22 protein-coding genes are annotated in these 25,257 nt (G+C 42.1%); 15 read left to right on the plus strand and 7 right to left on the minus strand.

Features of this window, described 5'->3' with window-relative positions; genetic code table 11:
• Window positions 1–3: 3 nt before the first annotated feature.
• The 12 genes from cyoE (at window position 4) to DFQ04_RS13500 (ending at window position 14,562) form a co-directional block, all read left to right on the plus strand.
• Window positions 4–909, plus strand: a complete 906-nt coding sequence (gene cyoE / locus DFQ04_RS13445; protein ID WP_133556678.1) for a heme o synthase — start codon at window positions 4–6, stop codon at window positions 907–909.
• A 3-nt stretch (window positions 910–912) separates the two neighbouring features.
• The gene (locus DFQ04_RS13450) at window positions 913–1,494 is read left to right on the plus strand and encodes a cytochrome c oxidase subunit 3 (RefSeq protein ID WP_133556679.1); all 582 of its coding nucleotides are present in this window, start codon (window positions 913–915) and stop codon (window positions 1,492–1,494) included.
• 28 nt (window positions 1,495–1,522) lie between these two features.
• Window positions 1,523–2,299: a cytochrome c oxidase subunit 3 gene (locus DFQ04_RS13455; protein WP_133556681.1), complete on the plus strand. Its 777-nt coding sequence runs from the start codon at window positions 1,523–1,525 to the stop codon at window positions 2,297–2,299.
• 20 nt (window positions 2,300–2,319) lie between these two features.
• Window positions 2,320–2,649, plus strand: coding sequence for a cytochrome C oxidase subunit IV family protein (locus DFQ04_RS13460; RefSeq protein ID WP_133556682.1), 330 nt, complete (start codon window positions 2,320–2,322; stop codon window positions 2,647–2,649).
• Between the two features lie 74 nt (window positions 2,650–2,723).
• Window positions 2,724–3,392, plus strand: a complete 669-nt coding sequence (locus DFQ04_RS13465) for an SCO family protein (RefSeq protein WP_133556684.1) — start codon at window positions 2,724–2,726, stop codon at window positions 3,390–3,392.
• A complete protein-coding gene (locus tag DFQ04_RS13470) occupies window positions 3,379–3,933 on the plus strand; it encodes a DUF420 domain-containing protein (RefSeq protein WP_133556686.1) in 555 nt (184 codons plus the stop codon). The genes DFQ04_RS13465 and DFQ04_RS13470 overlap by 14 nt, the downstream gene beginning before the upstream one ends.
• A 21-nt stretch (window positions 3,934–3,954) precedes the next feature.
• A complete protein-coding gene (locus DFQ04_RS13475) occupies window positions 3,955–4,200 on the plus strand; it encodes a hypothetical protein (RefSeq protein WP_133556687.1) in 246 nt (81 codons plus the stop codon).
• A gap of 53 nt (window positions 4,201–4,253) precedes the next feature.
• Window positions 4,254–7,955 carry an ATP-binding protein gene (locus DFQ04_RS13480; protein WP_133556689.1) on the plus strand — a complete coding sequence of 1,234 codons (3,702 nt, stop codon included), beginning with the start codon at window positions 4,254–4,256 and terminating at the stop codon, window positions 7,953–7,955.
• Between the two features lie 42 nt (window positions 7,956–7,997).
• Window positions 7,998–11,462: a hypothetical protein gene (locus tag DFQ04_RS13485; RefSeq protein WP_133556690.1), complete on the plus strand. Its 3,465-nt coding sequence runs from the start codon at window positions 7,998–8,000 to the stop codon at window positions 11,460–11,462.
• Between the two features lie 62 nt (window positions 11,463–11,524).
• A complete protein-coding gene (locus tag DFQ04_RS13490; protein WP_133556692.1) occupies window positions 11,525–12,229 on the plus strand; it encodes an SDR family oxidoreductase in 705 nt (234 codons plus the stop codon).
• 3 nt (window positions 12,230–12,232) lie between these two features.
• The gene (gene ispG / locus DFQ04_RS13495) at window positions 12,233–14,215 is read left to right on the plus strand and encodes a (E)-4-hydroxy-3-methylbut-2-enyl-diphosphate synthase (RefSeq protein ID WP_133556694.1); all 1,983 of its coding nucleotides are present in this window, start codon (window positions 12,233–12,235) and stop codon (window positions 14,213–14,215) included.
• 152 nt (window positions 14,216–14,367) lie between these two features.
• Window positions 14,368–14,562 (plus strand): DUF6728 family protein, encoded by a 195-nt coding sequence (locus DFQ04_RS13500; RefSeq protein WP_133556696.1) that lies wholly within the window; start codon window positions 14,368–14,370, stop codon window positions 14,560–14,562.
• 22 nt (window positions 14,563–14,584) lie between these two features.
• Here DFQ04_RS13500 and DFQ04_RS13505 read toward each other — a convergent pair whose 3' ends face one another.
• Window positions 14,585–15,208, minus strand: a complete 624-nt coding sequence (locus DFQ04_RS13505) for a hypothetical protein (RefSeq protein ID WP_133556698.1) — start codon at window positions 15,206–15,208, stop codon at window positions 14,585–14,587.
• A 10-nt stretch (window positions 15,209–15,218) separates the two neighbouring features.
• Window positions 15,219–16,469, minus strand: a complete 1,251-nt coding sequence (locus DFQ04_RS13510; protein ID WP_133556700.1) for an LVIVD repeat-containing protein — start codon at window positions 16,467–16,469, stop codon at window positions 15,219–15,221.
• Between the two features lie 198 nt (window positions 16,470–16,667).
• Here DFQ04_RS13510 and ppsA point away from each other — a divergent pair, with 198 nt between their 5' ends.
• Together ppsA and DFQ04_RS13520 are read left to right on the plus strand one after the other, a co-directional pair.
• Window positions 16,668–19,067 (plus strand): phosphoenolpyruvate synthase, encoded by a 2,400-nt coding sequence (ppsA, locus tag DFQ04_RS13515; RefSeq protein ID WP_133556702.1) that lies wholly within the window; start codon window positions 16,668–16,670, stop codon window positions 19,065–19,067.
• Window positions 19,048–19,806, plus strand: coding sequence for a glucose 1-dehydrogenase (locus DFQ04_RS13520; RefSeq protein ID WP_133556704.1), 759 nt, complete (start codon window positions 19,048–19,050; stop codon window positions 19,804–19,806). Before ppsA ends, DFQ04_RS13520 begins: the two co-directional genes overlap by 20 nt.
• A gap of 29 nt (window positions 19,807–19,835) precedes the next feature.
• Here DFQ04_RS13520 and DFQ04_RS13525 read toward each other — a convergent pair whose 3' ends face one another.
• A complete protein-coding gene (locus DFQ04_RS13525; protein WP_133556706.1) occupies window positions 19,836–21,017 on the minus strand; it encodes an MFS transporter in 1,182 nt (393 codons plus the stop codon).
• 166 nt (window positions 21,018–21,183) lie between these two features.
• Here DFQ04_RS13525 and DFQ04_RS13530 point away from each other — a divergent pair, with 166 nt between their 5' ends.
• Window positions 21,184–21,645: a GNAT family N-acetyltransferase gene (locus DFQ04_RS13530; protein WP_133556708.1), complete on the plus strand. Its 462-nt coding sequence runs from the start codon at window positions 21,184–21,186 to the stop codon at window positions 21,643–21,645.
• A 72-nt stretch (window positions 21,646–21,717) separates the two neighbouring features.
• Here the strand turns inward: DFQ04_RS13530 and DFQ04_RS13535 are convergent, their stop codons facing one another.
• The 4 genes from DFQ04_RS13535 to DFQ04_RS13550 all read right to left on the minus strand — a co-directional run bounded on the left by DFQ04_RS13535 (window position 21,718) and on the right by DFQ04_RS13550 (window position 25,246).
• Window positions 21,718–22,860, minus strand: a complete 1,143-nt coding sequence (locus DFQ04_RS13535) for a BamA/TamA family outer membrane protein (protein WP_133556710.1) — start codon at window positions 22,858–22,860, stop codon at window positions 21,718–21,720.
• Window positions 22,861–23,031: 171 nt separating this feature from the next.
• Complete coding sequence (gene bla, locus DFQ04_RS13540; RefSeq protein ID WP_133556712.1) at window positions 23,032–23,784, minus strand: subclass B1 metallo-beta-lactamase; 753 nt, start codon at window positions 23,782–23,784, stop codon at window positions 23,032–23,034.
• A gap of 99 nt (window positions 23,785–23,883) precedes the next feature.
• Window positions 23,884–24,633: a DUF6090 family protein gene (locus DFQ04_RS13545; RefSeq protein WP_133556714.1), complete on the minus strand. Its 750-nt coding sequence runs from the start codon at window positions 24,631–24,633 to the stop codon at window positions 23,884–23,886.
• Window positions 24,634–24,769: 136 nt separating this feature from the next.
• A complete protein-coding gene (locus tag DFQ04_RS13550; RefSeq protein ID WP_133556716.1) occupies window positions 24,770–25,246 on the minus strand; it encodes a DUF4188 domain-containing protein in 477 nt (158 codons plus the stop codon).
• Window positions 25,247–25,257: the final 11 nt, after the last annotated feature.

Consider the following 25,257-nt stretch of genomic DNA (forward strand, 5'->3'; position numbering starts at 1 on the left):
AAAATGAGGACAGTTAATGTAACTGACCATTCACTTTCAACCTTTATTCTATCAAGAGTAAAGGCATATTCTGACCTGATTAAGGTTAGGCTTTCTGCTTTGGTTACCTTCTCAGCCGTTTTCGGCTTTATTTTAGGTGATCGGGGAGTAAGTTTTGGCTGGTCTGGATTCTTAGGATTAGCCTTGGGTGGATTCCTGATTTCGGGTGCTTCTGGCGCTGCAAATGAAATCATGGAAAGAGACTTGGATAAGCTAATGAAGCGTACCCAGAACAGACCACTTCCGCTTCAGATTATTTCCCTTCAGGAAGCCTATTGGTTCACATCGCTGGTAGCTTTGCTTGGAATCACTCTGCTTTGGGTATTCACTAATCCTTTGACTACCTGGCTTGGAGTATTGAGCATGGTACTTTACGTATTTGCTTACACCCCGTTAAAGAGAGTTGGACCAATCGCAGTATTCGTTGGAGCTATTCCTGGAGCAATGCCTCCATTATTAGGTTGGACGGCTGCTACAGGTGCAATTTCCCATGAAGCCTTAATCATCTTTGGAATTCAGTTTATTTGGCAATTCCCTCATTTCTGGGCCATAGCTTGGGTGAGCGATGAAGATTATAAAAGAGCTGGATTTAAGCTTTTGCCAAGTGGTGGCGGTCAGGATTTGAATACTGCTATTCAAATCATGATTTACACGCTGTTCCTACTTCCTCTCGGTCTATTGCCTACTTATTTTGGATTGACTGGCCTTAATTCTGGTATTGTTGCCACGATTTGCGGGGTTTTGTTTTTGGCTCAAACATTCTCCTTGATGAGAGATTGTTCAAGAAAATCAGCTTTGAAAATCATGTTTGGTTCTTTTCTCTATCTACCGATAGTGCAGATTGCCTATTTACTGGATAAAATGCCTTAAGAAATGGAAAGAGAATTAAAGTATATCGATATAGTCGAGCAGCCGATCAGCATGCATCCTAAGAAGTTTGCATTGTGGCTGTTTATGGTCACTGTGGTAATGCTTTTTGCTGCCTGGACCAGTGCTTATATAGTTCGTCAAGCTGAAGGAAATTGGCTGGAATATGATCTTCCTGAAATATTCTGGTTTACTTCTGGAGTGGTGGTTTTAAGTTCTGCTTTTTTGCAATGGGCTTATTACTCAGCAAAGAAAGATAACATGACCAATGTGAGAATCGGGATGGTAATTACCGTAATCCTTGGAGCAGTTTTCTTAGTAGGGCAGTGGTATAGTTGGGTAGCTTTAGTGGACAGAGAAGTCTTCTTTGTAGGTAATCCTGCCGGATCTTTCCTCTATGTCATTACAGGAATGCACGCATTACACTTAATCAGTGGTTTAATATTTCTGATTATTGTGCTAATTTCGAGCTTCAGACTTAAGGTCCATTCCCAATCCATGAACACCATGGAAATGGCCACAACTTACTGGCACTTCTTGGGAGGACTTTGGCTCTACTTGTTTATGTTTTTGCTATTGAATCATTAAAATAAAACCTGGTACAAATCAATAATTTATGTCTGCGCATTCTACTGCTATAGGAGTAAGCTCGAAAAGAGGCGTTTGGGGTGGAGGTAACGAACCCCTGAAAGCTAGCTATGGAAAACTCATGATGTGGTTTTTCCTGCTCTCCGACATTTTCACTTTCACTGCGTTTTTGATCACCTATTTGGCGATTAGAGTTAGTTACCCAGCTTATGCAGGGTCTTTGGATTCTTTCACAGGATCTAATGAATACTGGCCAGTTCCTGAATTGGTGTTTGAGGCTGTTCCATTCCTTCACGGAATTCACGCTCCTCTAATTTTCGTAGGTATCATGACCTTTGTTTTGATCTCCAGTTCCGTAACCATGGTATTGGCAGTAGAAGCTGGTCACAGAAATGATAGAGGAGATGTAGTTAAGTGGATGCTTTGGACTATGCTTGGAGGTATTACTTTCTTGAGTTGCCAAGCTTGGGAATGGAATCACTTCATCCATGGAACTGAAGGCGGATCTGTTTTGACCTATATTAACTCTATCGGCCAAAATGTAACAGAAACCGTATTTGGAGCCAATTTGGTCGTAAATGAATATGGACCGCCTGCGTTCGCACAATTGTTCTTCTTCATTACTGGTTTCCATGGATTCCACGTAACCATTGGTGTGGTACTTCTCTTCTTAGCCTTCTATCAGGCGGCTGTTGGAGTATATGACAAAAGAGGCCATTATGAAATGATCGAAAAGATCGGACTCTACTGGCACTTTGTTGACCTAGTTTGGGTATTTGTGTTTACTTTGTTCTACTTGATCTAAGCGTTCAAAAATTTTGAAATATGGAAATCCAAGAAAATAAATCAACTCTCCAAGTTGAGCCTAGAAACGAGGAGAAAGTAAAGAAAATCTGGAAAACCGCCGGAATCCTTTTGGCGATCACGGTAGTTGAATTTATCATGGCATTCACTCTTCCAAGAGGCCTGATTCTTTACGCACTGTTTATCATTCTAACTGTGTGGAAAGCAAAATACATCATGATGGAATTTATGCACTTGGGCGACGAAGTGAAGCCTTTGTTCTATTCTATCATCGTTCCTTTGATCTTCTTGGTTTGGTTGCTGATTGCTCTCGCCAAAGAAGGAACTGATATTTTCATGTTGCGTTGGTAAAAATCCATTCAATTTGATAAAAAAAGTGGGTTGGGGTGAATCACTTCAACCCGCTTTTTTGTTACTAGGCTATTATGCGAAGTTTAAGAATTCTCCAAGGTCTTGTCCTGGTTTGTATTCTATTGATTCCAGTTCTGATTTTCATGTTTCTCAGAGGATTTGGAAAAAATGAATACGATTTACCCATCTATTTCCAAAACGGCGTAGATAATCCCTTTCAGGAATGTCCAGCCACTGATACCACCCAACATTACATTCCCGAATTTTCCTTTGTCAATCAGGAAGGGAAATCTGTAGGCAGAAGCCAAATGGAAGGAAAAATTACCATTGTTGACTTTTTCTTTACTTCCTGTCCATCTATCTGTCCGATCATGTCCAAAGAGATGGAACGGGTAAATGATATGTTCAGAGATGAGGATCAGGTGCAAATTATGTCCATCAGTATTGACCCGGAATATGATACTCCTGAGATTTTAAAAGAGTATGCAGATCGGCATAATGCGATTCCCGGGAAATGGCATTTTCTCTCGGGACCAAAGGAGGAAACGTATCAACTTGCCCGATGCGGATTTGTTATCCCAACTATAGATGGAAATGGTGTTCCAGATGACTTTGTTCACACCGATAAATTCATGCTAATTGATGAGTTAGGGAGAATTAGGGGCTATTATAGCGGAACAAATCGTGAAGATGTTGATTTATTAATGTTGGAAACAAAAGTCTTGTTGCATGGAAAAAAGTAATGAAGGAGTCCTTCAAGAAGAAGGAAAAGTGAAGGGTTGGATAGTTGGAATTTCCGTAGCTATTCCCATTGCAGTAGCGGTTTTGCTATTTATGCCTGCAAAAATTACAGCCTTGGGTGATTGGGTTTATTTTCTCCCACATTTGAATGCAGTCATTAATTCAGCTGCGTCACTTGCTTTGATTTTGGCTTTAGTATTTGTTAAAAACAAAAAATACGCTCTTCACGGTGCGACTATGACTGTTGCCTTTGTTTTGGGAGCCATATTTCTTGTTTCGTATGTGATTTATCACAGTGCAGCAGAAAGTACAAGTTTCGGTGGAGAAGGAATCATTAGGCCTATTTATTATTTTCTGTTGATTACCCATATCATCTTTGCTGCGGTGGCTTTGTTCCCGATCTTATTCGCTTATTACTATGGTTACACCGATCAGCGAGCAAAACACAGAAAAGTGGTTAAATTTGCTTATCCGATCTGGTTGTATGTATCGGTAACCGGCGTAATCGTTTACCTGATGATTGCCCCTTATTACACCCATTAATCATCTCAAAACCTCTAAGTCATGAAACTCAAATCAATTCTTCTGCTGGTTTTATTCTTTGGCGTACAGGTTTCGTCTTGGGCTCAATGCGCCATGTGTAGAGCTTCGGTAGAAAATAACGTGAGCAACGGAGATACGACTATCGGGGCAGGATTGAACAATGGGATTCTGTATCTATTTGTCATGCCGTATTTGATGGCAGCAATTGTGGGTTATTTCTGGTACCGCTCAGCAAAAAAACGGAAAGCTAAACTGTCAATTCGATAAGTGATTGAAAGCAAAGTTTGATACCAGACTTTGCTTTTTTATTTTTAGATCAAATGAGCATTCCCTCCCGAAGTCTTTTAATTCTGCTGAGTATTGTTTCCTTCCTTCTGGTCCTGATTCTGAATTTTTTTGTTTTTCAGAAAAGTGAGGAGGATAAGTATTTGGAGGCGATTCAGCAAAAAGTCCAAAAAATAGATGAGCAATTCGATGCCGACTTTATTAATGTCTTGATGAATGTGCGGCCTGAGGATCCGGTCACTTTCACCCAAATCAGCAATCCCGATCACCAGTATCCCATGTTTCTTTTGGATCTGGAAAAAAATCTACTTTTCTGGTCTGATTTCACGGTTAATCTCAACTTTTCCTCAATCGATTTTTCCAAAGAATATCAGATTCTTGAAGATCCTTTTGGGACTTTCCTGATCAAAACCAGAAAGGTCAAAAGAAACTCCAATGAGTATTTCCTGGTACATGCCTTTAGACTGATTTGGCCAGGATCAATTGAAAATGATTACCTGAAGACTGGGCCTAATCCTGATATTTTCGGGAATGATCGATTTCAACTCTATTCCGATCCTGCAGAAGCAAATTTTCAAGTCATAGCCAAAAGTGGTAAGCCGATTTTTGGGATAAATTTTCTTTTGGGATATCAGCCCGTAAGTAGGGTTTCCAATACGGCTCTGCTAATTTTTATTTGTTCCATTTCATTGCTTTACTTTTTAATCAGCTTTGATTTTCTCAGGAAAAAATGGAAGAAAGGACATCGCTGGCAGGCGATAGGATATGGGGCCTTATTGTTTGTAGTAATCCGGCTTTTAATGGTGGGTTTGGATTTTCCGGGTGGATATCTGGAATCTTCTCTTTTTAATCCTCTGAATTATGCCTCCTCTTGGATCAATCCCAGCTTGGGAGACTTGCTGATCAATACTTTAGGTTTGGTATTTCTTTTGGGATTGGTTATTTACGAATTGGCTTCCAAACCTACTATCCAAAAGGCTGAAAGGATCGTGAACAAAATCAGTCTCCGAAATGCCCTAGGTATTGTATTCCTAGTCAGTAGTGGATTTTTCTTTCTGGTATGGTTTCTCCCAAGAGATTTGATTTTCAATTCTCAATGGGTCTTGGACATTCGATCTATCCCTTCTTTTGATTGGTTTAAGGGAATAAGCTTTTTGATTCTCTTTCTTTGGGCTGCTGTTTATTCGCTACTGACACTGACTTCATTTAGCCTGCTTCTTCAAGCCAAAGGAAGTAAGGACTTTTACTACCGATGGATTCCAGCTCTGGGTGGAATTATAGCCATAGGCTTGTTTTTCTATTCTTTCTGGTTGGGGATTGCATGGATCATCCATGTGGTTTTTATCCTTTCGGTGGTGAAGTATGAGCTCTACAGAAATGTCTTTCGCTTGGGACTGGACACCTTTTTGACCTTTTTCTATGCTGGACTTTTACTGGCTGGAATTATGGGTGTCAGTACCTTCCAGACAGAAAGAGAGCGTTTGGTCCAGTCCAAGACCCGATTTGCCACGCAAAACTTGATCGAAAATGATGTCATGACCGAGTTTTTCTTGGGTGATATTTTCGGCAGGCTGAAAAATGATCTCTTTGTTCAAAACCGGTTAGCCGATCCTCTTCTTTCAAAGGATCCGGTGGAAACCAAAATCAGAAAGATTTATCTGGATAATTACTTCGATCAGTTTGAAGTGGTCATCCGGATTTTCTCTCCTTCGGGTCAGCAAGTCCTCGGTCCTTTGGAAAGAGTAGAATTGCCGACTTTGCAAAAGGAGTTTATCAAAAGTGATTATGCCACTGGTGTTAGGGACCTATATTTTATCAGGGGAAGGGAGACTGGAGCGAATAAAATGGTTGGCTTTGTTCCTATCGTTAAAGAGGATAATCTTCTTGGAACTGTTTTCTTGGAGCTCAATCAATTGAGAATCCAGCCGGGTAGTGTTTATCCAAAATTGCTCCTAGATAGAAAATATGCTGAGAAGCTTGAACCAATAACTTATCCCTATGCCGTATTTCGGGAGGGAGAGCTTTTGCGTAGCGCCGGTGTTTTCAATTATTCCCAAGCCACATTCCTCAAAAACCTTACTCGAGATCAGCTTTTTGAGTCTGGAGTAACCAGTCAAGGCTATCACCACTTTGGGATAAAAAATGGTGAAGAGGTCATCATCATTTCTTCCCCAACCTGGACGGTTGCTCAGTTTTTTGGGAATATTTCTTTGTTCTTCGTGGCTTTCGTCTTCCTGACCTTCTTGGCAATTCTACTAAATACCTTTTTCAAAGGATATAAGAATTTTGAATTCAACTATTCCACCAAGCTTCAGCTTTACCTGAACTTTGCCTTCTTTTTCCCGATCATAATCATTTCTATAATCACCATCGGCTTGTTGACAGGTAGCTACAAGGATGATCTGAACAGGCAGTATGTTGAAAAGGCCAATTTGATTCGCTTTAATTTGGGAAGCCTGCTCAATAATCAGAATCCAGCCAGTGTGGACAGGGATTTGTTGAATGAAGAAATCAACTCCCTTGCGAATACCGTTGCCAGTGATATTCTTTTTTATACCCCGGATGGAGTTCTTGAATCCACCAACCGGCCAAATATTTTTGATAAAAAGATCTTGTCCCAATTGATCAATCCAGTCGCTATGGCTGGGATTATGGAGCAAAATCAAATCGAATTATTACTTCAGGAGCAAATAGGAAAACTGAGGTATCAGACCGTTTACTTAGGAATTCCATCCCAACTCGATCAATCTATTTCAGGGATTTTGGCTGTTCCGTTTTTTGAATCGGAGACGGAATTGAATTCTTTGATTTCAGATGTCCTGAGTAATATTTTCAATGCCTTTGTTGTCATTTTCATCCTGTTTTTGATTGTGTCCAGCTTTGTGTCGAGGAACCTGACCTTGCCTTTCAAAATCCTGACTCAAAAGCTCAAGGCAACTAATTTGGAAAACAACGAACCCATGTATTGGGCTGCAAAGGATGAAATTGGGCTTTTGGTCAATGAATACAACAACATGTTGTATAAGTTGGAAGCCAGTAAGAAGGTCTTAGCTTCCACAGAAAAGGAGTCTGCATGGAGGGAAATGGCAAAGCAAGTGGCGCATGAGATCAAGAACCCACTTACTCCGATGAAATTGACTTTACAGCATCTTATTCGCTTGGAGCACGAGGGTAAATTGGAGGATAAAGAAAAGCTCAAAAAATCCCTGGAAACCCTAATTCACCAGGTAGATGCATTGAGCGGAATTGCTTCCTCATTTTCCACCTTTGCTAAGATGCCTTTGCCGAAAAACGAGCGCATGAACTACAAGGCAGTTGTGCTAAAAGTTCTGGAGCTTTTCCAAAACGATAGAAGGGTTAACCTGGAATTTCAGGATGATTCGTATACGGATGAGATTGCAATTATGGGAGATGATAAGCTTTTCGGAAGAGTCATTGCCAATCTGATCATTAATGGAATTCAGGCTGTGGAGCCGGATCATAAGCCCCATATCCGGGTTTGGTTATGGATGACTGAGCAAGCGGTTTTCTTGGAAATTACGGATAATGGCAAAGGAATTCCTCCTGAATTACGAGACAAGATTTTTATTCCAAACTTCAGTACCAAATCCCAAGGCTCAGGTTTGGGATTGGCAATCGCAAAAAGTGGAGTAGAGACTGCTGGCGGGAAAATCTGGTTTGAAACCGAAGTAGGAAAAGGGACCACATTCTATCTCACATTTCCTCTGGCCGAATAGTTTATGCTTTTTAGTACCTTAGAATAAAAAGCAAAGTCCAAAATGCGCCTTAGGTTTTTTTTCCTGATTTCATTTTTTGTTTTGGCTTGGGAAAGCCAAGCTCAGGAAAAATGCCGATGGTTTCCTTCAGCCGAAGTTGAGAAAGCCTTTTACTTAGATTCTTTGATAGCTATCGAAGAAAGCATCCGAGTAAAGGACAAAAACGGAATCTTCTATCCATTTACGTATTATTCTGCCAACAAATCTCTTCAGGTCCTTTTTGAAGAAGGGGGAAAGCCCGACTCAGTTCAGGTTTGCTATCAAACTTTGGGCGTACGATTGGATCGCACCTTTGCTCGGAGAACACTTTTGGCGGATTATGATTCTACGGCGATTTTTAAGGATACCAGAGTCCAGAAACTTCCTGATTTTGACATTCGAGAGGAGCTTTTTCCCAGTACAAATCTTTATAAAACCGGAAGTCTTACTAGAGGGGTTTCTTTTGGGAATACCCAAAATGTCTTTGTCAATTCTGCTCTGAGTCTTCAGTTGGATGGGGAGATTGGAGAAAATCTAAAGATCCGGGCGAGCATTACCGATCAGAATGTTCCTTTTCAGCCGGAAGGAAATACCCAGCAAATACAGGATTTCGACAATGTGTTAATTGAATTGTATAATGATGACTTCAGTTTGGCAGCAGGGGATGTGGTCTTGCAGCAGCGGCAATCGGAATTTCTCAGGTACTACAAAAACGTTCAGGGACTTCAACTCACGACGAAATATAAAGTGAAGAATGGCTGGGAAGCAAGTACGCAAGGGTTTGCTTCAGTGGCCAAGGGGAAATTTGCTTCTATTCAAGTTCCCATTTTGGAAGGAGTTTTGGGTCCTTACCGACTTAATGGCCCTCAAGGTGAAAAGTTTGTCATCATCATGGCTAATTCGGAACGGGTCTTTTTGGATGGAAAACAGCTTCAGCGGGGCTTCAATGCAGATTATGTGATTGACTACAATCAGGCAGAAATCACCTTTACTCCCAAAGTCCTGATCACTCAATATTCCCGGGTACGAGTGGATTTTGAATATGCGGAGCGAAATTATTCCCGCTTGATTTTGGGAGCCAATCACCTCCAAACTAATGGGAAGGTGGATTTTTATCTCAATTACTATCAAGAAAAGGACAATAGAAACCGACCGCTCTTCACGGATTTTACTCAGGAAGAATTGGTCTTATTAGCCTCAGTAGGCGATCAAACCCAAAATGCCACTATCCCAAGAATTGACTCAATTGCCTTTGATCCAACCCGGATTTTATATGAAAAAATATCCGAGGTGGATAATCAAGGAAATCTTTTGGTATTCTACAGGTACTCCACCGACCCTGAAAAGGCCCACTTTGCCTTGTCTTTTTCTCAGGTCGGGGCTGGACTCGGGGATTACAAAAAAAGCAGACAATTAGCCAATGGGACTGTTTTTGAATATGTGCCAAAAATCAATGGGCAAAGCCAGGGGGATTACTCGATTTTGACCCAACTTCCAGCTCCCGACTCTAAAAGAATGTTGACTGGAGGCACAAGAATCAAACTCGGGGAGCACGAAAAAGTCTACACAGAATTGGCGCTTTCTTCCCGAGATAAAAACCTGTTTTCTGAATTGGATAATGAGGATAATCAAGGTTTAGGCTGGAAGCTGGGAATACAGTCAGAAAACCGAGAGGTGGGTTGGCTAAAAGGTTATCGATTCAAAGGACAAACTGAATTCGAGTACAATTCCACCAATTTCAATTTCATTGATCGATTTAGATACATTGAATTTGATCGGGATTGGGGATTGAATGTGGAGGATTTACAAAAAGCGGCTGCAGAGCGACTATTTTGGACTCAAGTGGCTTTGGAAAAAGATGCCAGCAATAGGTTTCAATACCGACTTTACCTTCGGAATCGAGCAGAAAAGCTAACAGGAACCCAGCATGCGGCTACTTGGAATACAGAGTTGGGAAAAAGATTTCGGATCACTCAGGACTTCTTTTCCCTGAATTCCGACAAGGATACTCTAGCTAATCAATGGCTGAGATATTTGGGTAATGTGAGTTATCAATCCAAAATTTTTGTTCCGGGATATCAGTTTTCCCTAGATCAAAACGAAGTCAGAAACTCCAAAAATGACTCGGTAATCAGCACGGCGATGAATTTCAAAGAGCATCTGGTTTATCTGAAAAGCAATGATACCCTAAATTTTTCCTTTGTGGCAGATGCGGCTTGGAGAAGAGACCGACTTCCGATCTCCGGAAATCTTTTGGATAATACCCAAGCCTTTACTTCCAATTTTTCCCTGAGAAAACAATGGCAAAATCACAACCTTACCGGAACATTCACCTACCGGGAGTTGGAATATCTTCAGCGGGAATTACCTCAGGAATTAACCTTGCTGAGTAAGGTGGACTATTCTGGGGCTTTGGGTAAAAATCTGATCCGAAATGAAATCAGTTACGCCATAGGCAATGGACAGGAACTCCAACGGGAATTTATTTTCCTTCCTGCCCCAAATGGAGACGGAACGCATACTTGGAGAGATGACAACGGAGATGGAATTCAACAGCTCAATGAGTTTTATCTGGCCATAAATCCCGAGGAAAAGCTTTACATCAAGATCTTTGTCCCCACCGATACCTATGTTCAGGCATACACAACGCTATTGAATTACAGGATTCAGGCTAGATTTCCTGATTCGTGGAAACAGAGTGGTGGATTGAAAGCCTTTATGCATAAGTTTTCCAATACCTCCAGTTTGAGTGTGGAAAAGAAAGTGACCTCGGATGAATTCGGAGATAGAATCAATCCATTTATCGGGGGGATCGATCGAGATCAAATTCTTTCTCTTCGACAAATCATCCGAACCAGCTTCTTTTTCAACCGTGCTTCTGCAGTTTATGGGTTTGACCTTTCCCTTTTTGATTCTCAGTTGAAGCAGCTTTTATCCGGAGGATCCGAAGATCAAATCCAACAGGATTGGAGATTGAATAACCGATATAATTTTAATTCTTCCACAACGCTGAGACTTCTAGGAGCTATTGGGAAAAGAGTCTCTGCATCAGATTTTTTAGAGAACCGAAATTATACTCTGGATCAATTTACCCTCGGTCCCGAATTGGCATGGCAGCCCAATCCATATTTTAGGATAACAGGGACTTACTCATTTACTGGAAAGGAAAATATTGAAAATGTAGAGTTTGAAGAGAAATCACTTCTTCACCAAATCGGTATGGATGTACGCTATGCCAAAGCCATTAAAACTACCTTGACGGGAAATCTTAAGTTGATTCAGATTGACTACAATGGTCAAGTCAATTCTCCAGTGGGTTATGAAATGCTTCAGGCATTGACTCCGGGAACCAATATCACTTGGACTTTAAACTGGCTTCAAAAGATAGGAGAGGGCCTTCAACTTAATTTGGTTTATGAAGGGAGAAATTCCGAAGGTCTTGACCGCGTGGTTCATATCGGAAGAATGCAAGTATCAGCGCTCTTTTGAAAAAAAATGTAACTTTGCTCTCTCTAGTTAGTTGTCATACTAACTATTAAACTACTAATCAAATGCCAAAAAGTATCTTGGTCACAGGAGGTACCAAAGGAATCGGAAGAGCCATCGTCGAGCGCTTTGCCAAGGAAGGATTTGATGTCTTTACCTGCGCAAGAAATGCCCATGATCTTGCAAACCTGAAAGCCCATTTGGAGGAAAATCATCCGGGGATTACAGTCATAGCTGAGGTGGCTGATTTGTCCAAAAAAGAGGAAGTTCAATCCTTCGCAGAAATGGTAAAAGCTAAAGGCATACCGGATGTTTTGGTAAATAATACAGGGATTTTCCTTCCCGGAGCTTTGCATAATGAGCCAGAGGGGAACTTTGAATTTATCCTTCAGACCAATCTCTTTTCAGCCTATCACTTGACCAGAGCATTTGTCAATGATATGATAGCACGCAAGTCAGGGCATATTTTCTCCATGGGTTCCATCGCTGGATTGACAGCCTATCCCAATGGAGGAAGTTATGCTGTTTCAAAATGGGCTATGTTGGGCATGACCAAATGCCTTAGAGAAGAGCTCAAGCCTTTTGACATTAAAGTAACCTCAATTCTACCTGGAGCGACTTTTACAGACAGCTGGGCTGAATCTGGTCTTCCTGAGGAGAGATTCATGCGTGCCGATGATGTAGCAGAAAGCGTGTGGGGCGCTTATAACCTTTCCCCTCAAACCGTTGTTGAAGAAGTAATTATCCGCCCCCAACTTGGAGATATTTAAGCTATGGATTCCCTGATCAAATCTCTTGATTCCCTGTATTGCGATAGCCTGACTAGCTATTCCCGAAGAAAAACCATACCTGTCCGCGTGGGGGATGTGATAATCGGAGGAGAAAATCCAATTGTGGTTCAGTCCATGACAACCGTGGACACCATGGATACCAAAGGTTCGGTGGAGCAATGCATCCGAATGATTGAATCCGGCTGCGAATTGATTAGAATCACAGCACCTTCTCTCAAGGAAGCGGAAAATCTAAGAAATATCAAAGCCGAGCTTCGCAAAAGAGGCTACCAAACTCCTTTGGTTGCCGATATTCACTTTACTCCTAATGCAGCTGAGCTTGCTGCCAAAATCGTGGAGAAAGTCCGAATCAATCCAGGAAACTATGCGGACAAAAAGAAATTTGAGGTCATAGACTATACCGATGCCAGCTATGCCGAAGAGCTGGAAAGGATCAGAGATCGATTCTTGCCTTTGGTGAAAATCTGCAAGGAAAACGGAACTGCCATGCGAATCGGAACCAATCACGGTTCCCTTTCAGACAGGATTATGAGCCGCTATGGAGATACTCCGCTTGGGATGGTGGAATCGGCTTTGGAATTCCTGAGAATTTGCGAAGATGAAAAATTCTTCGACATCGTGATTTCCATGAAGTCTTCCAATACCCAAGTCATGGTTCAAGCCTATAGACTTTTGGTTCAGAAGCTCAATGAAGGAGGATTTAAGCCTTATCCTTTGCACTTGGGAGTCACTGAAGCTGGTGAGGCGGAAGATGGCCGAATCAAATCTGCAGTAGGAATTGGGACTTTGTTAGAAGATGGTTTGGGCGATACTGTTCGAGTTTCATTGACAGAGGATCCTGAGTTTGAGGCCCCAGTTGCAAGAGCCTTAATTGATCGCTATACCCATCGTGCTGCGCATGCTCCAATCCGGGAAATCGCGAATTATCCGATTACCCCTTTTGAACACAACAAGAGGCATGTGGCTGAGATTTACAATTTCGGAGGTCATAATGTACCTCGAGTTATTACAGACATTTCCAAGGTTGAAAAGATCTCCGATCGGGAAATGAAGGCGGTTGGTCATTTCTATTTGCCTGAATTGGACAAGTGGAAAATGAATGATATCGGATGTGATTTTGTCTATTCCGGATCAAATCCGATTCCTTTCATGCTACCCAATGGGATGAAAGAAATCCAAGACTTTGCTATTTGGAATCAGGCTCCTGATCAGGTGAATAAGTTTCCTTTATTCCACTTGGATGAATATAAAAAGGCTTCAAGATTTCATTCTGAGATCAACTTCCTGGAAGTTTTGGATACAGAAATCGAAGAAACTATTCCTGCAATTCAAGACAGAACGGATACTGTTTTTATCCTAAAGACCAACAACACGCATAGCATGCCAGCACTGAGGCGAGCTTTTGTGAGTCTTTTGGAAGCGAAATCCACTATTCCGGTTGTTGTCAAAGTGAGTTATCCTGATCAGACTGCGGATATGACCATGCTTTATGCTGCCACTGATGTGGGAGGATTATTGGTTGATGGCTTGGGAGATGGGATTTTCATTTCCTTGGAAAAAGAAGCCGAGCATTCCCGTCAGGAAGTTTTGGATCAAATCAAGCTTCACAATTCAGTGAGCTTTGGTGTGCTTCAGGCAGCCCGTACCCGAATGTCTAAAACGGAATACATTTCCTGTCCTTCTTGCGGCCGAACCTTGTTTGACTTACAAGAAACCACTGCTATGATCCGAAAGCGTACTGATCATCTTAAAGGGGTGAAAATCGGAATCATGGGTTGTATCGTAAATGGCCCAGGTGAGATGGCAGATGCCGATTATGGCTATGTGGGTTCTGGAAAAGGTAAAATCACACTTTACAAAGGAAAAGAAGTAGTCAAACGCTCTGTACCTTCAGAAAAAGCAGTCGACGAACTCATCGAAATCATCCGTGAAGACGGGATGTGGATTGAGCCGGAGACGATTTAAATGTTTTGTCTGATAACTGATGTAGGATGACCGGTAAGCGGAGTTGGAAGGTTGAAGTTTAAAGTGAAGAGTTTAAAGTGAGGGATCAGGGCTGAGTTTTCCATAAAGGCCGTAAATCGTACTTCGTCAATCGTAAATAAAAAAAATGAATCATGTCAGAAAAAAATAAAGTTCAGGAGTTCTTCAAATTAGGTGAGGTGGGCAATTACTTCCTGAGAGTATTTCAAAAGCCTGACCCAAACAAACCTTCTAATTTCAACCTAAGAATGATGCATGGAATCAATAAGATTTCCATTCTCATCTTTCTGTTTGCGATTATTGTCTGGACTATCAAGCGGTTTATTTGATTTGATTGGATACTAAATCCTATCAAAACATCAACCCCATCCTGAACACAAAGCTGTGGTATAAGAAAGCTGTTTCAGTGACTGAATTATATCCAGGAGGTAAAAGGGAGGTCGTAAAAGGCCTGACATTTCCCCGTTCGAAATACCCCTGGAAATACGAAAATTCCTGTCTTTTGTAAGCGAAAGTAAATGAAAGTGCAGTTTTGCCTTTTCTAGACGGAAGTTTAAATCCAGCCATGGGACTAAACATAATTCCTCCTTCGTACCAACTTTTACTCCATTCGTCTTCTTGCTTTTTCTCCAAAACAGCTGATCCTCCGCCTAAATCCAAGCCTCCAAAAATCTGTGGTTTCCCTTCTTTTCCAATAAAACCCCGATAGCCCAAGGCGATAGGCAGCAAAGAAATATCTTGATATTGATCTAGTCCCACCGAAAAACCAATAACCTGCTTTGGCGTGAACCGTGCTCCGTGAAAAGTCTGAAAAGTGAAATCCATTCTTTCCTCACGCTTTCCTTCCCAATTTTCCATTCCTCGTCCATATAGAAAACCCAGTTCTGTCTGGCTGAAATAGAGTTTTTCCTGTGCCAAGCCCTTGACACAGGAAAAATAAAGGCCGATGAAAAGATAGATGAATCTAAACTTCATGGCTCAAAGATCAATTGATAATTACTGGATTGGTCACCTGGATGCAGCTCAATTTTTTCAGTTGATTAGGTTTGGAGTAATCGTATTGACAAACCCCATCTGGCCCGATCACGATCAAGGACTTTGGCCCTGGGATTAGGTCAACAGATTTCATGGAGGTCAAAAACTCAAGTTGGTTTTTATCGATGGCCATCACATCACTTACATTAAAGCTTTTTAGGCCATGCTGCCCCTCAGCTACATAAAGAAAATCTCCCGCCAAACCCAGACCATGAGGATTGAGCATAGGGTAGGCTTTCTTCAACTTGGGTTGATAAGGGTTTTTAATGTCCACGACTTGAAGCTCATTGATTCCATTCCAGCAGGTATTTCCTGTTCGGAGTGTCACGAATGCATGGTCTTCATTGACCACCACAGGGTCACAGGCCATGACATGCTCAAATACCGACATTCTGGTAGGTGAGCTAGGAGTGGAGGCATCATAAATATGCATGCCCCGATTGGAACCGATGAACAGTTTATTTTGGAAAGGAAAAATAGTCTCGATTCCCCAACCCAAATCCACTGGTTTGACGAATTTGGGATCCTCGGCTTTGGTGACGTCAAAAACTCTCATTGTGGATTCATCTACAGCATACAAGTGGTCATTCATCAAGGTAAATCTCGCCATGGAGCCACCTGTGCCATAGCTTTTTGCAGCTGCAGAAAAATTAGCGGCGAAACTCATATCTGAGCGCATCAGCCAGCCTTCACCTCTCCATCCATTTCCATCCGTCACCACCACGGAATCTTTAAAGGTGATAATCTGACCTGTATCGTGCCGATAGAGATGGGTAAAGACATTCTCTACCCGCTTGATCAGGCGGATATCACCCATGTTGCTCAGGTCAAATGCCAGAAGATCCACGTAGTTATCTGCATAAAGAATATTGTTGTTCACTGCCAAATCCACATTTCCCTCGATAGGTATAAACCTCAAATTGATGGGATTGGAAGGTTTGGTATTGTCCAAAATATGAATGCCTTTGGTAGGTTCATTGACAAAAAGGTAATCCCCATAAATGTAGATTTTACCCGGATTGTCTAAGGGCTGAGCTGGTTCCGTCGTGATCAAACGGGCTCTGACATCACTCATTTCCAGGTAAACCGGCATCATGGTCCTATAGGTGTAAGTCGTCGTGATTTCATCCTGACAGGAGGAAAACAGTCCCAGAAAAAACAAAACCAAAAGGAAAGGAAGTAGCGTGGATTTAGTTTTCATGATCAAAGGGTTTGGAATTTATAAAAATGAACAATCAAATCTATTGACGAAGATGGGTTTGACATTGCTACAAGGAGTTCAATAATTCCTGAATTTTTTACCTGATAATAATCAGGAAATCCTCTCTTTCCAGTCATGAAAGTGCCGTGATCAATTGCCTAACTTGAATCATTGAAATTCTAACCAACCCAAAATGCCATGGAAGCTTTGATTATTCCCTTCGAAAAAATAGGAATTGAGGATGTACCCAAAGTGGGTGGTAAAAATGCGTCCCTTGGCGAAATGTACCAAAAGCTCAATCCATTGGGAATTCGAATTCCCAATGGATTTGCAATTACAGCGACCGCTTTTCGACTTTTTTTAGAAGAAAACAAAATCAAGGAATCCATTCAGGATGAATTGAAAAAACTTGATTTGGAGAGTTTCTCCAACCTTTCCCAGGTTTCTTCGAAAATCAAATCTCTTATCCTCAAGGGCCAGTTGCCTGAAGTCTTGACTCAGGAAATCATCCAGCATTATCAGGAGATCAAGGGTAAAAAGGGGCAAGAAGTAGATGTTGCCGTTCGAAGTAGCGCAACAGCAGAGGATTTGCCAGGGGCAAGTTTTGCAGGGCTGCATGAGTCTTTTCTTAATATCCGGGGAACGGCCAATCTTTTGAAGGCAGTTAAGTCCTGCTTTGCCTCCTTGTACAATGGTCGAGCTATCAAATACAGGCACGACAAAGGCTACGACAAACATGAAATAGCCCTTTCGGTTGGGGTTCAGCGAATGGTCAGGGCCGATTTGGCTTCAAGTGGAGTTTGCTTTTCCATTGATCCGGAATCTGGTTTTCAGCAGGCAGTTTTGATTACTGGATGCTGGGGATTGGGAGAAAATATCGTTCAGGGAGCGGTAATTCCGGATGAGTTTTTAGTCTTTAAACCTTCCCTAGAAAAAGGGAAAAGGGCCATCATTTCCAAAAAAGCAGGTTCCAAAACAAAGACCATGGTTTATTCCAAAAAGGGTGGAACACTAAATTTGGATACCCCTAAGAAAAAGCAAAAAGAACTGGTTCTGAATGATGAAGAAGTGGAGACTTTGGGTAAATGGTCTGTCCAAATCGAGAAGCATTATGGTCTTCCAATGGATATAGAATGGGCTAAAGACGGAAAAACAGGTGAACTTTTTATTGTTCAGGCCCGACCTGAGACCGTTCATTTTGAGAAAGATCCGTATAGGCTTAAGGAGTTTATTCTGACTGAAAAAGGTAAAGTAGTAAGTACAGGTTATGCCATTGGATCAGGGATTACATCAGGCAATGTGAAAATTCTGAAATCTCCTACCGAAGCTTCAAAGCTAAAGGAAGGGGAAATTCTTTTGACAGAGATCACCAATCCGGACTGGGATCCCATCATGAAAAAGGCAGCTGCTATCATCACCACGAAAGGTGGGCGAACTAGCCATGCAGCTATCGTAGCCAGAGAAATGGGAGCCTTGGCGATTGTGGGTGCGGAAGATGCCTTGGATGTACTGAAAAATGGTGACGAAATAACACTAGATACTTCCTCCGGGAAGATGGGAAAAATCTATCGGGGTAAGCTAGAGTGGAAGACCATTGAGCATAATTTTCACGGACTTCGAATGCCCAAAACCCATCCTATGTTTATCCTGGCCGATCCGGAAAAAGCCTTCAATCTTTCCTTTTTTCCAAATCAAGGCGTCGGTTTGATGCGGATGGAGTTTGTGGTCAATAGTTCCATTCGGATTCATCCTATGGCCTTGGTTCATTTTGACCAACTGAAAAACAAAAAGGAAAAATCCAAAATCAAGTCCCTTTGCTGGGGGTATAAGGACAAGCAGGAATACTTTGTGGACAAACTTTCCCAAGCTATTTCCACCATAGCTGCAGCTTTTTATCCCAAGGAAGTGATCCTTAGAATGAGTGATTTCAAAACCAACGAATACGCCAATTTGCTGGGAGGACATCAGTTTGAGGCCCAAGAAGAAAATCCAATGCTTGGTTTCAGAGGCGCTTCCCGCTATGATCATGAGCGGTATCGAGAAGGATTCGAACTGGAATGTCAGGCTGTGAAACGTGTGAGAGAAGATATGGGTCTGGAAAATCTGAAAGTAATGATTCCTTTTTGCCGGACTCCTGAGGAGGGGAAAAAGGTGATCACCTTGATGAAAAAGCTGGGATTGGTTCAAGGTAAAAATGGACTGGAAATCTATGTCATGGCAGAAATTCCATCCAATGTGATTTTGGCCAAGGAATTTGCCAAGATTTTCGATGGGTTTTCCATTGGCTCCAATGACCTCACTCAGTTAACACTGGGAGTTGACCGGGATTCTGAGATCCTCAGTGAGATTTTTGACGAGAATAATCCCGCAGTCAAATGGATGATTTCTCAGGTAATCCGAGAGGCCAAGGCAGCAGGGAAGAAGATTGGCTTGTGCGGACAAGCACCGAGTGATAATCCTGCTTTTGCCAAGTTTCTTATCGCTGAGGGAATTGACAGCATATCTTTCAATGCAGACGCATTGCTCAAGGGAATAGAAAATATGAATCAGGCGGAAGCCAAAACTAAATCTAAAACCAATGAAAAAACTGGAAAATAAAATCGCAGTTGTGACCGGAGCTGCCTCCGGAATGGGAAAAGCCATTGCTGAGCTTTTTGCTCAAGAAGGAGCCAAAGTCATTGTGGTCGATCAAGTAGGTGCGGATGCAGAAATCGTGGCTGAGGGAATCCGTGCCAAAGGAGGTCATGCCATTGGCTTGAAATGTGATGTTTCGGATGAGGAACAAGTCAAAAAAATGATCCATGCCGCAGTCATTGAATTTGGTGCCTTGGATATTTTGGTCAATAATGCTGGCATCATGGACAACTTCATGCCTTTGGAAAAAGTCAGTGATGCTCTCTGGAACAAGGTCCTTGCTGTCAACCTCAACGGCCCTTTTTATGCCTCCCGAGAAGCTATTTCCCAGATGCTCAAGCAGGGAAAAGGAGTGATGATTCACATCGCTTCTGTTGGGGGTATCAATGGAGCGAGGGCTGGATTAGCCTATACTACCTCCAAGCATGCGCTTGTGGGGATGAGTAAAAACATTGGATTCATGTATGCGAAAAAAGGAATCCGAAGCAATGTAATTGCGCCAGGGGGAGTCAATACCAACATCATGAAAGACGCTAAGCCAGATGAGGAAGGTGCTGCTTTGTGTAGTTCTGGTGCAGGTTCCATGCCAAGAATGGGTGAGCCTGAGGAAATTGCAAAAGCAGCTTTATTTCTGGCTTCTGACGATTCCTCTTTTGTGAATGGGGAAGTGCTGACTGCTGATGGAGGTTGGACTGCTTATTAAAAGTGCCTAAATAAATGAATCCCGGTTTCCTAATTGGAGGTCGGGATTCTGTTTTTCTTAACCACCCGATTTAAATCCACGGTAAGCAAAATCTTCACCATCAGTATAATTCCTAAAAACCAGAAAAGGGAGGAATAAGTCAGGTAAACTGCCAATTCTCCGAAAATCAAGGGCATGATTGTTATCCCAACATAAGCACTTGCCATCTGTAAGCCCATGATTGCCTGAGAATTTTTCTCCCCAAAATTCCTTGGAGTCTCATGCAAAAGACTGGGGAAAATGGGAGCGCAACCTAATCCAATCAATAAAAACGCAGGAAGCAAAGTTATTTGAAAGGGTAGGGAAAGGGTAATCAATCCAAGAATCAAAACCCCCTGACCTCCATAAACCAATTGCTGATTGGTAAATCGCGTGGTCAGAAATCCTGAAAGAAATCTGCCGATGGTGATTCCTCCGTAATAGAAGGAAACCAACTTGGCCGCATCCTGAGGCTTAAATTCTCTGATCAATACCAGATAACTAGCTCCCCAAAGTCCAAAGGTGGCTTCAATGGTGCAGTAGCAGAAAAATACGATCAAGGCCTGACGGATTCCTGGGATTTTCAAAATTTCGCGGTAAGATGATTTTTTGGATGGCCCATCTGAATTACTTGAGGATGGATTTCTTTTTACCCAAAGCGGAATGGAAAATAAAAGAATGGCTACCAAACCCAACTGAATCCATCCAACCGTGAGATACCCTGAAGACCAAGATTCCCCCCGGGCAAAATAGCTCGACATGATTACTGGGCCAATGGCTGCTCCCACACCCCAGAAACAATGAAGCCAATTCATATGGCTGGCTTTATAATGAAGGGCTACATAATTATTCAGCGCAGCATCCACACAGCCTGAACCCAAACCCAATGGAATTGCCAAAAGAAATAAGTAGATGATGTTATTGGAATAGGCAAAACCAATAATGGCCAAAGCAGTAAACAAAACACTGACTGTAGTCACCACAGCTACCCCAAATCGCTCTATCAGTTTGGTACTGAAAAGACTGGAAATGACTGTTCCTGCTGCTACAATCATGGAAATGATCCCTGCATAGGCGATAGGTACCTTTAGTTCGGGATACATTTCCGGCCAAGCAGCCCCCAATAAGGAATCGGGTAAACCTAAGCTTATAAAAGCCAGATATATGATCAGCAGGAGGACTTTTTTCTTCATGAAATTCAAAAGTGGTTTGAAATTAGTCCATTCCAAACTTGATTTAGAAGTTATACTGTTCTTAAAATAGCTCAAAATCAAACCAAGCCCAAATCAGTCAATTTTTCCTTGAATTTAGGCGGTATCTATTGCATATTCGTTTTTTCAACCAAGCTGCTTACCCCTTATGATTCTCACCCATACAGTTAAATCATTTTATGAGCTCAGCCTCGATGAACTGTATGCTTTGCTAAAATTGCGAAGTGAGGTATTTGTCGTGGAGCAAAACTGTGTCTTTCTGGACCAAGACGATAAAGACCAGAAATGCTATCATTTGATGCTTTACAAAGAAGGTGAGTTGGTTGGGTACAGCAGATTGGTTCCTCCGGGACTTTCTTATTCCGAGACGGCCATTGGAAGAGTGATTACAGCACAGAGCGTAAGAGGAACAGGACTGGGTAAAGTGTTGATGGAATTGTCTATCACGTATTGCCATCAATTTTTTGGTAAGGGGCCTATCCGCTTGGGTGCACAGGTCTATGCGCTTGATTTTTATTCAAGATTGGGTTTTGAAGTGGCAGGAGAGGAATACGACGAGGATGGAATTCCACATGTGGAGATGATTTTTTGGAATTTAAAGGACCGTTAAATACGCCTTCTTTTTCAGCTCAAGCCAAAGCTAAAATTCTTGATCTTTCTAGCCAAGGCAGGCTAGGGAAGCTTATCTCCAAGCGGAACCAAAAACGATGTAGTACCCAAAATTGTCATTGGAAAAGGCAATATCCAACCCCATGCGGATTTTGAATGCCCTTGCTACTAAGTAGCGAACACCTGCTCCGTAGTTGTAAATCCATGGAGAATCTGCAAAGGTGGATCGTGGGGAGACTGCTTTTCCCGTGCCTGCAAAGGCTATCCCGCTCCATCTCAAGCTGAAATCATACCGCTGCTCTGTCTCCACCAAATAGGTGGAAGTTCCTTGATAGCGACCTGCAGGGACGCCTCTCAGATTGATGGATGATTCTAAGAAAAAAGGTACATCTCCAAATTGCTGCTTGGTCTCTGCCCTAAACCCACTGATCCATTTCTTCTGAAGTTGGAAATACTGAAGGATATAGGCTTTGAAAGCCTGGTTGGTATAGTCTGAACCAGTCCAATCTGCATTAACATTGAAATTAGCCTGAAAATAAGTTCCTTTATCTGGGGTGAAGATATTATCCCGCTTATCAAGCTGAAGGATAATTCCTGGGGTGCTTTGCCGGGTTTTTAACGATCCCTCTTCGATAAAGTCAGGGAGGCTTTCACCAGAGGCAAGAAACTCAGGAATCACCTCTGTATTCAAATAAAGGTATTGCATACCAGCGTAAAAATCCGATTTCCCGATCCTCTTGATAAGTTTTCCATAGATCGGAAGGGTTTTGAATTTAAAAGCAAATTCCGTTTCTCCCAGAATAGGCAGATCACGATATAAGTTCATGTTGATCGTGCCATAGCCTGCAAACACGGTATACCGTAGATAGTGTTTGGTTACAGTCCCCGCTCGAAATCCACCCACAAACCAGGATTTGTTGGCCGTATACATCCCCGCTACGGCAGTTAAGGTGGGAGGAGTGTATCGATCTGGAAAGGGATGTTTATTGGGTTGAATGAATAGTGGAGCGATCAACATTCCTATCCCTCCTAAAGCGGGTTCGGTGATCAGTTGTGGCACTGGGATAAAACCATTGGCATCCAAAAGAAAGGAGCTGAAGTCAAACTTCCCATCCAAAGTGTCCTTGAGACTAGGTCTAGACTTTGTCTTGACTTCTTGAGCAAGAGTTAGGGTACCGAGTAGGAGTCCAAAGAGCGTAATAATCCAGGATTTCATGGGAATGGGATGAAGGAGGATTTGGGTAAGGAGGCTCAAAAAATTAGTCTTTTTCACTTTTTTGGGGTTAAATGGGCAAAAATCAGAGCCTAGCCTAAAGATGGAAAGAATCACGTTTGCCAAGTTTAAGGTAATTCTTTAGCGTTTGACTTCCAATAGGGGATGTGGCCTTTAGTCCATGGTTTTCATGACTTTGGTTTTCTTTTTCAGTTTCCTTGCTAAATCAATGGAGTGGTCCAGAGATTCCCCTTGATCATAGGTACTATGGGACAGGATAATCCAACTCGGATTGGGATATTTTTCTTTAACATTCTGAAGAGTCGCCCAATAGTCCAAAGGATTTGCATCCCCCATGTACCCCAGATTTTTAGCGTCAGTTCCTTTGATCAGACAGCCTCCATAGAGAATTTTTTCCTCGCCAAACCACAAGACGAGATTGTCCTTGGTGTGCCCTTCTCCTGGGTAAAAAGTTTCGAAGGCATAACTACCTACTTGAAATACGGTGTCCTGACGGATCATATGCTCGGCTCTTTTTTGTCCATTTTGCTTACTCAATTGATCAGTGAGTTCGGTTGTATAAGTTTGTATTCCCTGTTGGCGGTAGTATTCCAGTCCTGCCGTGCGGTCGCTATGCCAATGCGTGGCAATGCAAAGTTTGACTTTCTGCTGATGCTTGGTCCAGATGCTATCTAGCAGGGGTTGAAATTGCGTGGTGTCCCAAGGGGTATCCAGGAGTACTGCCCCTTCCTCAGTCAGAAGGTAGAGACCATGGGCTGGAATAGCATTGCCCTCATAGGTGCTGTAGGTGGTATATAGGTAGAAATCCCCTTGTAACTGAGTGATTTTTAGCTTCTCCTCCTGAGCTTGGAGAAAAAAAGAATTCCCTAGGAAAAGTAAAAAGAAGGCAGAGCAAAAGGTTCGCATCGGTTCAGGTAAGTGGGTAAAGAAGGACAAAGACTGGACGAAATTCGATAAGAAAATGCTTCCAGACCTAATTTCGGAAGAAAAATAAGCAGATAGGTTTCATTGGTTAGTTCCGCCCTTACACTTTTCACTTAAAAGCTGAAAGGGAGCTTCCATCAATTGATGGATTGTTGCCAAATGCTGCTTTTCCCTTTCTGCCATAGTTAGGTTAAATAGAATTACCTGCTGAAATTTTCGGTAATGGACGTTGTTTTTATCCTTAGTCCAATCCACATTCGGAAGAGTTGCGATAAGCTCTGAGCCCAATTGTTTTTGGACATAATCGTATTCCTGAAGGCCTCCAAAGTCCGGGGAATCATTGAGCATTTTAAATATTTCCTGAATTACCTCGTCACGGTTTTGTTTGAGTTGCACCTGTTTGTTTTCCTGTTCAGCATAGAATTGAATGAGGCTGTTTTTTATCTCGATATCCTGTAGGAGCTTCAGATTTCCGGAAGAAATAAGATCCTTATAGGTAGCATTTCTGGGTACATAAGCCTCACCACGAATGGCTAGCAAGAATTTATTCAAGAGATTTGTTTTGTCCTGAGTTCCTGCATCCAACTCCTGTAAAAGTTCTCTGCTAGTAGCTATTCGTTCATTCGCAAGCTGAATTCTTTCATCAATCAGCTGCTGATCCAGTTTAAAATCATCCAATATTCTGCAATAATAGGCCAGCTCTGCAGCCTCACTTTTCTTCTGATCATTCCAGGTATTCACCTGCAAGGCCAGAAGAATACCAATCATTACCAGGGCGATTTCGCCTAAAGCATAGGCGAGGTATCGGGTTATTTTATTTTGAACGAGCACTTGTTGGCGTATTTTTCTAAAAAAATGAATCATTGCCTAGAATAAGGTAGGTAGAATTTGACTTTTCTGAAGATAGACCTTTGGGCTATGACTTGCAACTAGTAGCCTAATCTGTTAAAATTTAAAAGCTGGGTGTTTAAACTTGGGCTGAAATCCTTTCTGCGGCAGTTTCTCTTTTTCCAGAGACAGGAATTAATTCGCCTATTTTTCCAAGTCCATAAATGGGCATATTGTTGTAGATGCACTCATAATCTCCCGCTTTGACCTTGTAGGTTTCGTGCCAAATGCCCACATCACCATTGCTTTTGATCTTCTTATTGAATTCTCTCCAGGCAGGATAATGCAAACCATCCCTATCCTTGGCGTAGGCCTCCAAATGCTCGAAAGACCTCCAATATTGAACCATGACTGGTGATAATCCACCAGCAGATTGGACTCCCAAAAAACCACTTTCAGGCTTTTTTGAAAGTTCTTCCAGCATCTTTGGCATGGCCATAGCCACTGGAAGCCATTTATGAAACTTCCAAAATCGGTTGATCCGCATACCGATAATGAATACCACAAAATCCCCTTCGATTTTTGCAGTCATCCGTTGATTGATTGTTCTAGCCATGGTCAGGATTT

This window comes from Algoriphagus boseongensis, from assembly GCF_004362805.1.
Classification (GTDB): domain Bacteria; phylum Bacteroidota; class Bacteroidia; order Cytophagales; family Cyclobacteriaceae; genus Algoriphagus; species Algoriphagus boseongensis.

Bases quoted from the DNA above. Each gene is read 5' to 3' on its own strand.
- DFQ04_RS13450 (WP_133556679.1), top strand. From the start codon at position 913: ATGGAAAGAGAATTAAAGTATATCGATATAGTCGAGCAGCCGATCAGC.
- DFQ04_RS13460 (WP_133556682.1), top strand. From the start codon at position 2,320: ATGGAAATCCAAGAAAATAAATCAACTCTCCAAGTTGAGCCTAGAAAC.
- DFQ04_RS13520 (WP_133556704.1), top strand. From the start codon at position 19,048: ATGAAAAAACTGGAAAATAAAATCGCAGTTGTGACCGGAGCTGCCTCC.
- DFQ04_RS13550 (WP_133556716.1), bottom strand. From the start codon at position 25,246: ATGGCTAGAACAATCAATCAACGGATGACTGCAAAAATCGAAGGGGAT.
- DFQ04_RS13480 (WP_133556689.1), top strand. From the start codon at position 4,254: ATGAGCATTCCCTCCCGAAGTCTTTTAATTCTGCTGAGTATTGTTTCC.
- DFQ04_RS13465 (WP_133556684.1), top strand. From the start codon at position 2,724: ATGCGAAGTTTAAGAATTCTCCAAGGTCTTGTCCTGGTTTGTATTCTA.
- DFQ04_RS13530 (WP_133556708.1), top strand. From the start codon at position 21,184: ATGATTCTCACCCATACAGTTAAATCATTTTATGAGCTCAGCCTCGAT.
- DFQ04_RS13455 (WP_133556681.1), top strand. From the start codon at position 1,523: ATGTCTGCGCATTCTACTGCTATAGGAGTAAGCTCGAAAAGAGGCGTT.
- ppsA (WP_133556702.1), top strand. From the start codon at position 16,668: ATGGAAGCTTTGATTATTCCCTTCGAAAAAATAGGAATTGAGGATGTA.
- DFQ04_RS13505 (WP_133556698.1), bottom strand. From the start codon at position 15,208: ATGAAGTTTAGATTCATCTATCTTTTCATCGGCCTTTATTTTTCCTGT.
- DFQ04_RS13475 (WP_133556687.1), top strand. From the start codon at position 3,955: ATGAAACTCAAATCAATTCTTCTGCTGGTTTTATTCTTTGGCGTACAG.
- ispG (WP_133556694.1), top strand. From the start codon at position 12,233: ATGGATTCCCTGATCAAATCTCTTGATTCCCTGTATTGCGATAGCCTG.
- DFQ04_RS13500 (WP_133556696.1), top strand. From the start codon at position 14,368: ATGTCAGAAAAAAATAAAGTTCAGGAGTTCTTCAAATTAGGTGAGGTG.
- cyoE (WP_133556678.1), top strand. From the start codon at position 4: ATGAGGACAGTTAATGTAACTGACCATTCACTTTCAACCTTTATTCTA.
- DFQ04_RS13535 (WP_133556710.1), bottom strand. From the start codon at position 22,860: ATGAAATCCTGGATTATTACGCTCTTTGGACTCCTACTCGGTACCCTA.
- DFQ04_RS13490 (WP_133556692.1), top strand. From the start codon at position 11,525: ATGCCAAAAAGTATCTTGGTCACAGGAGGTACCAAAGGAATCGGAAGA.
- DFQ04_RS13510 (WP_133556700.1), bottom strand. From the start codon at position 16,469: ATGAAAACTAAATCCACGCTACTTCCTTTCCTTTTGGTTTTGTTTTTT.
- DFQ04_RS13470 (WP_133556686.1), top strand. From the start codon at position 3,379: ATGGAAAAAAGTAATGAAGGAGTCCTTCAAGAAGAAGGAAAAGTGAAG.
- DFQ04_RS13485 (WP_133556690.1), top strand. From the start codon at position 7,998: ATGCGCCTTAGGTTTTTTTTCCTGATTTCATTTTTTGTTTTGGCTTGG.
- DFQ04_RS13525 (WP_133556706.1), bottom strand. From the start codon at position 21,017: ATGAAGAAAAAAGTCCTCCTGCTGATCATATATCTGGCTTTTATAAGC.
- bla (WP_133556712.1), bottom strand. From the start codon at position 23,784: ATGCGAACCTTTTGCTCTGCCTTCTTTTTACTTTTCCTAGGGAATTCT.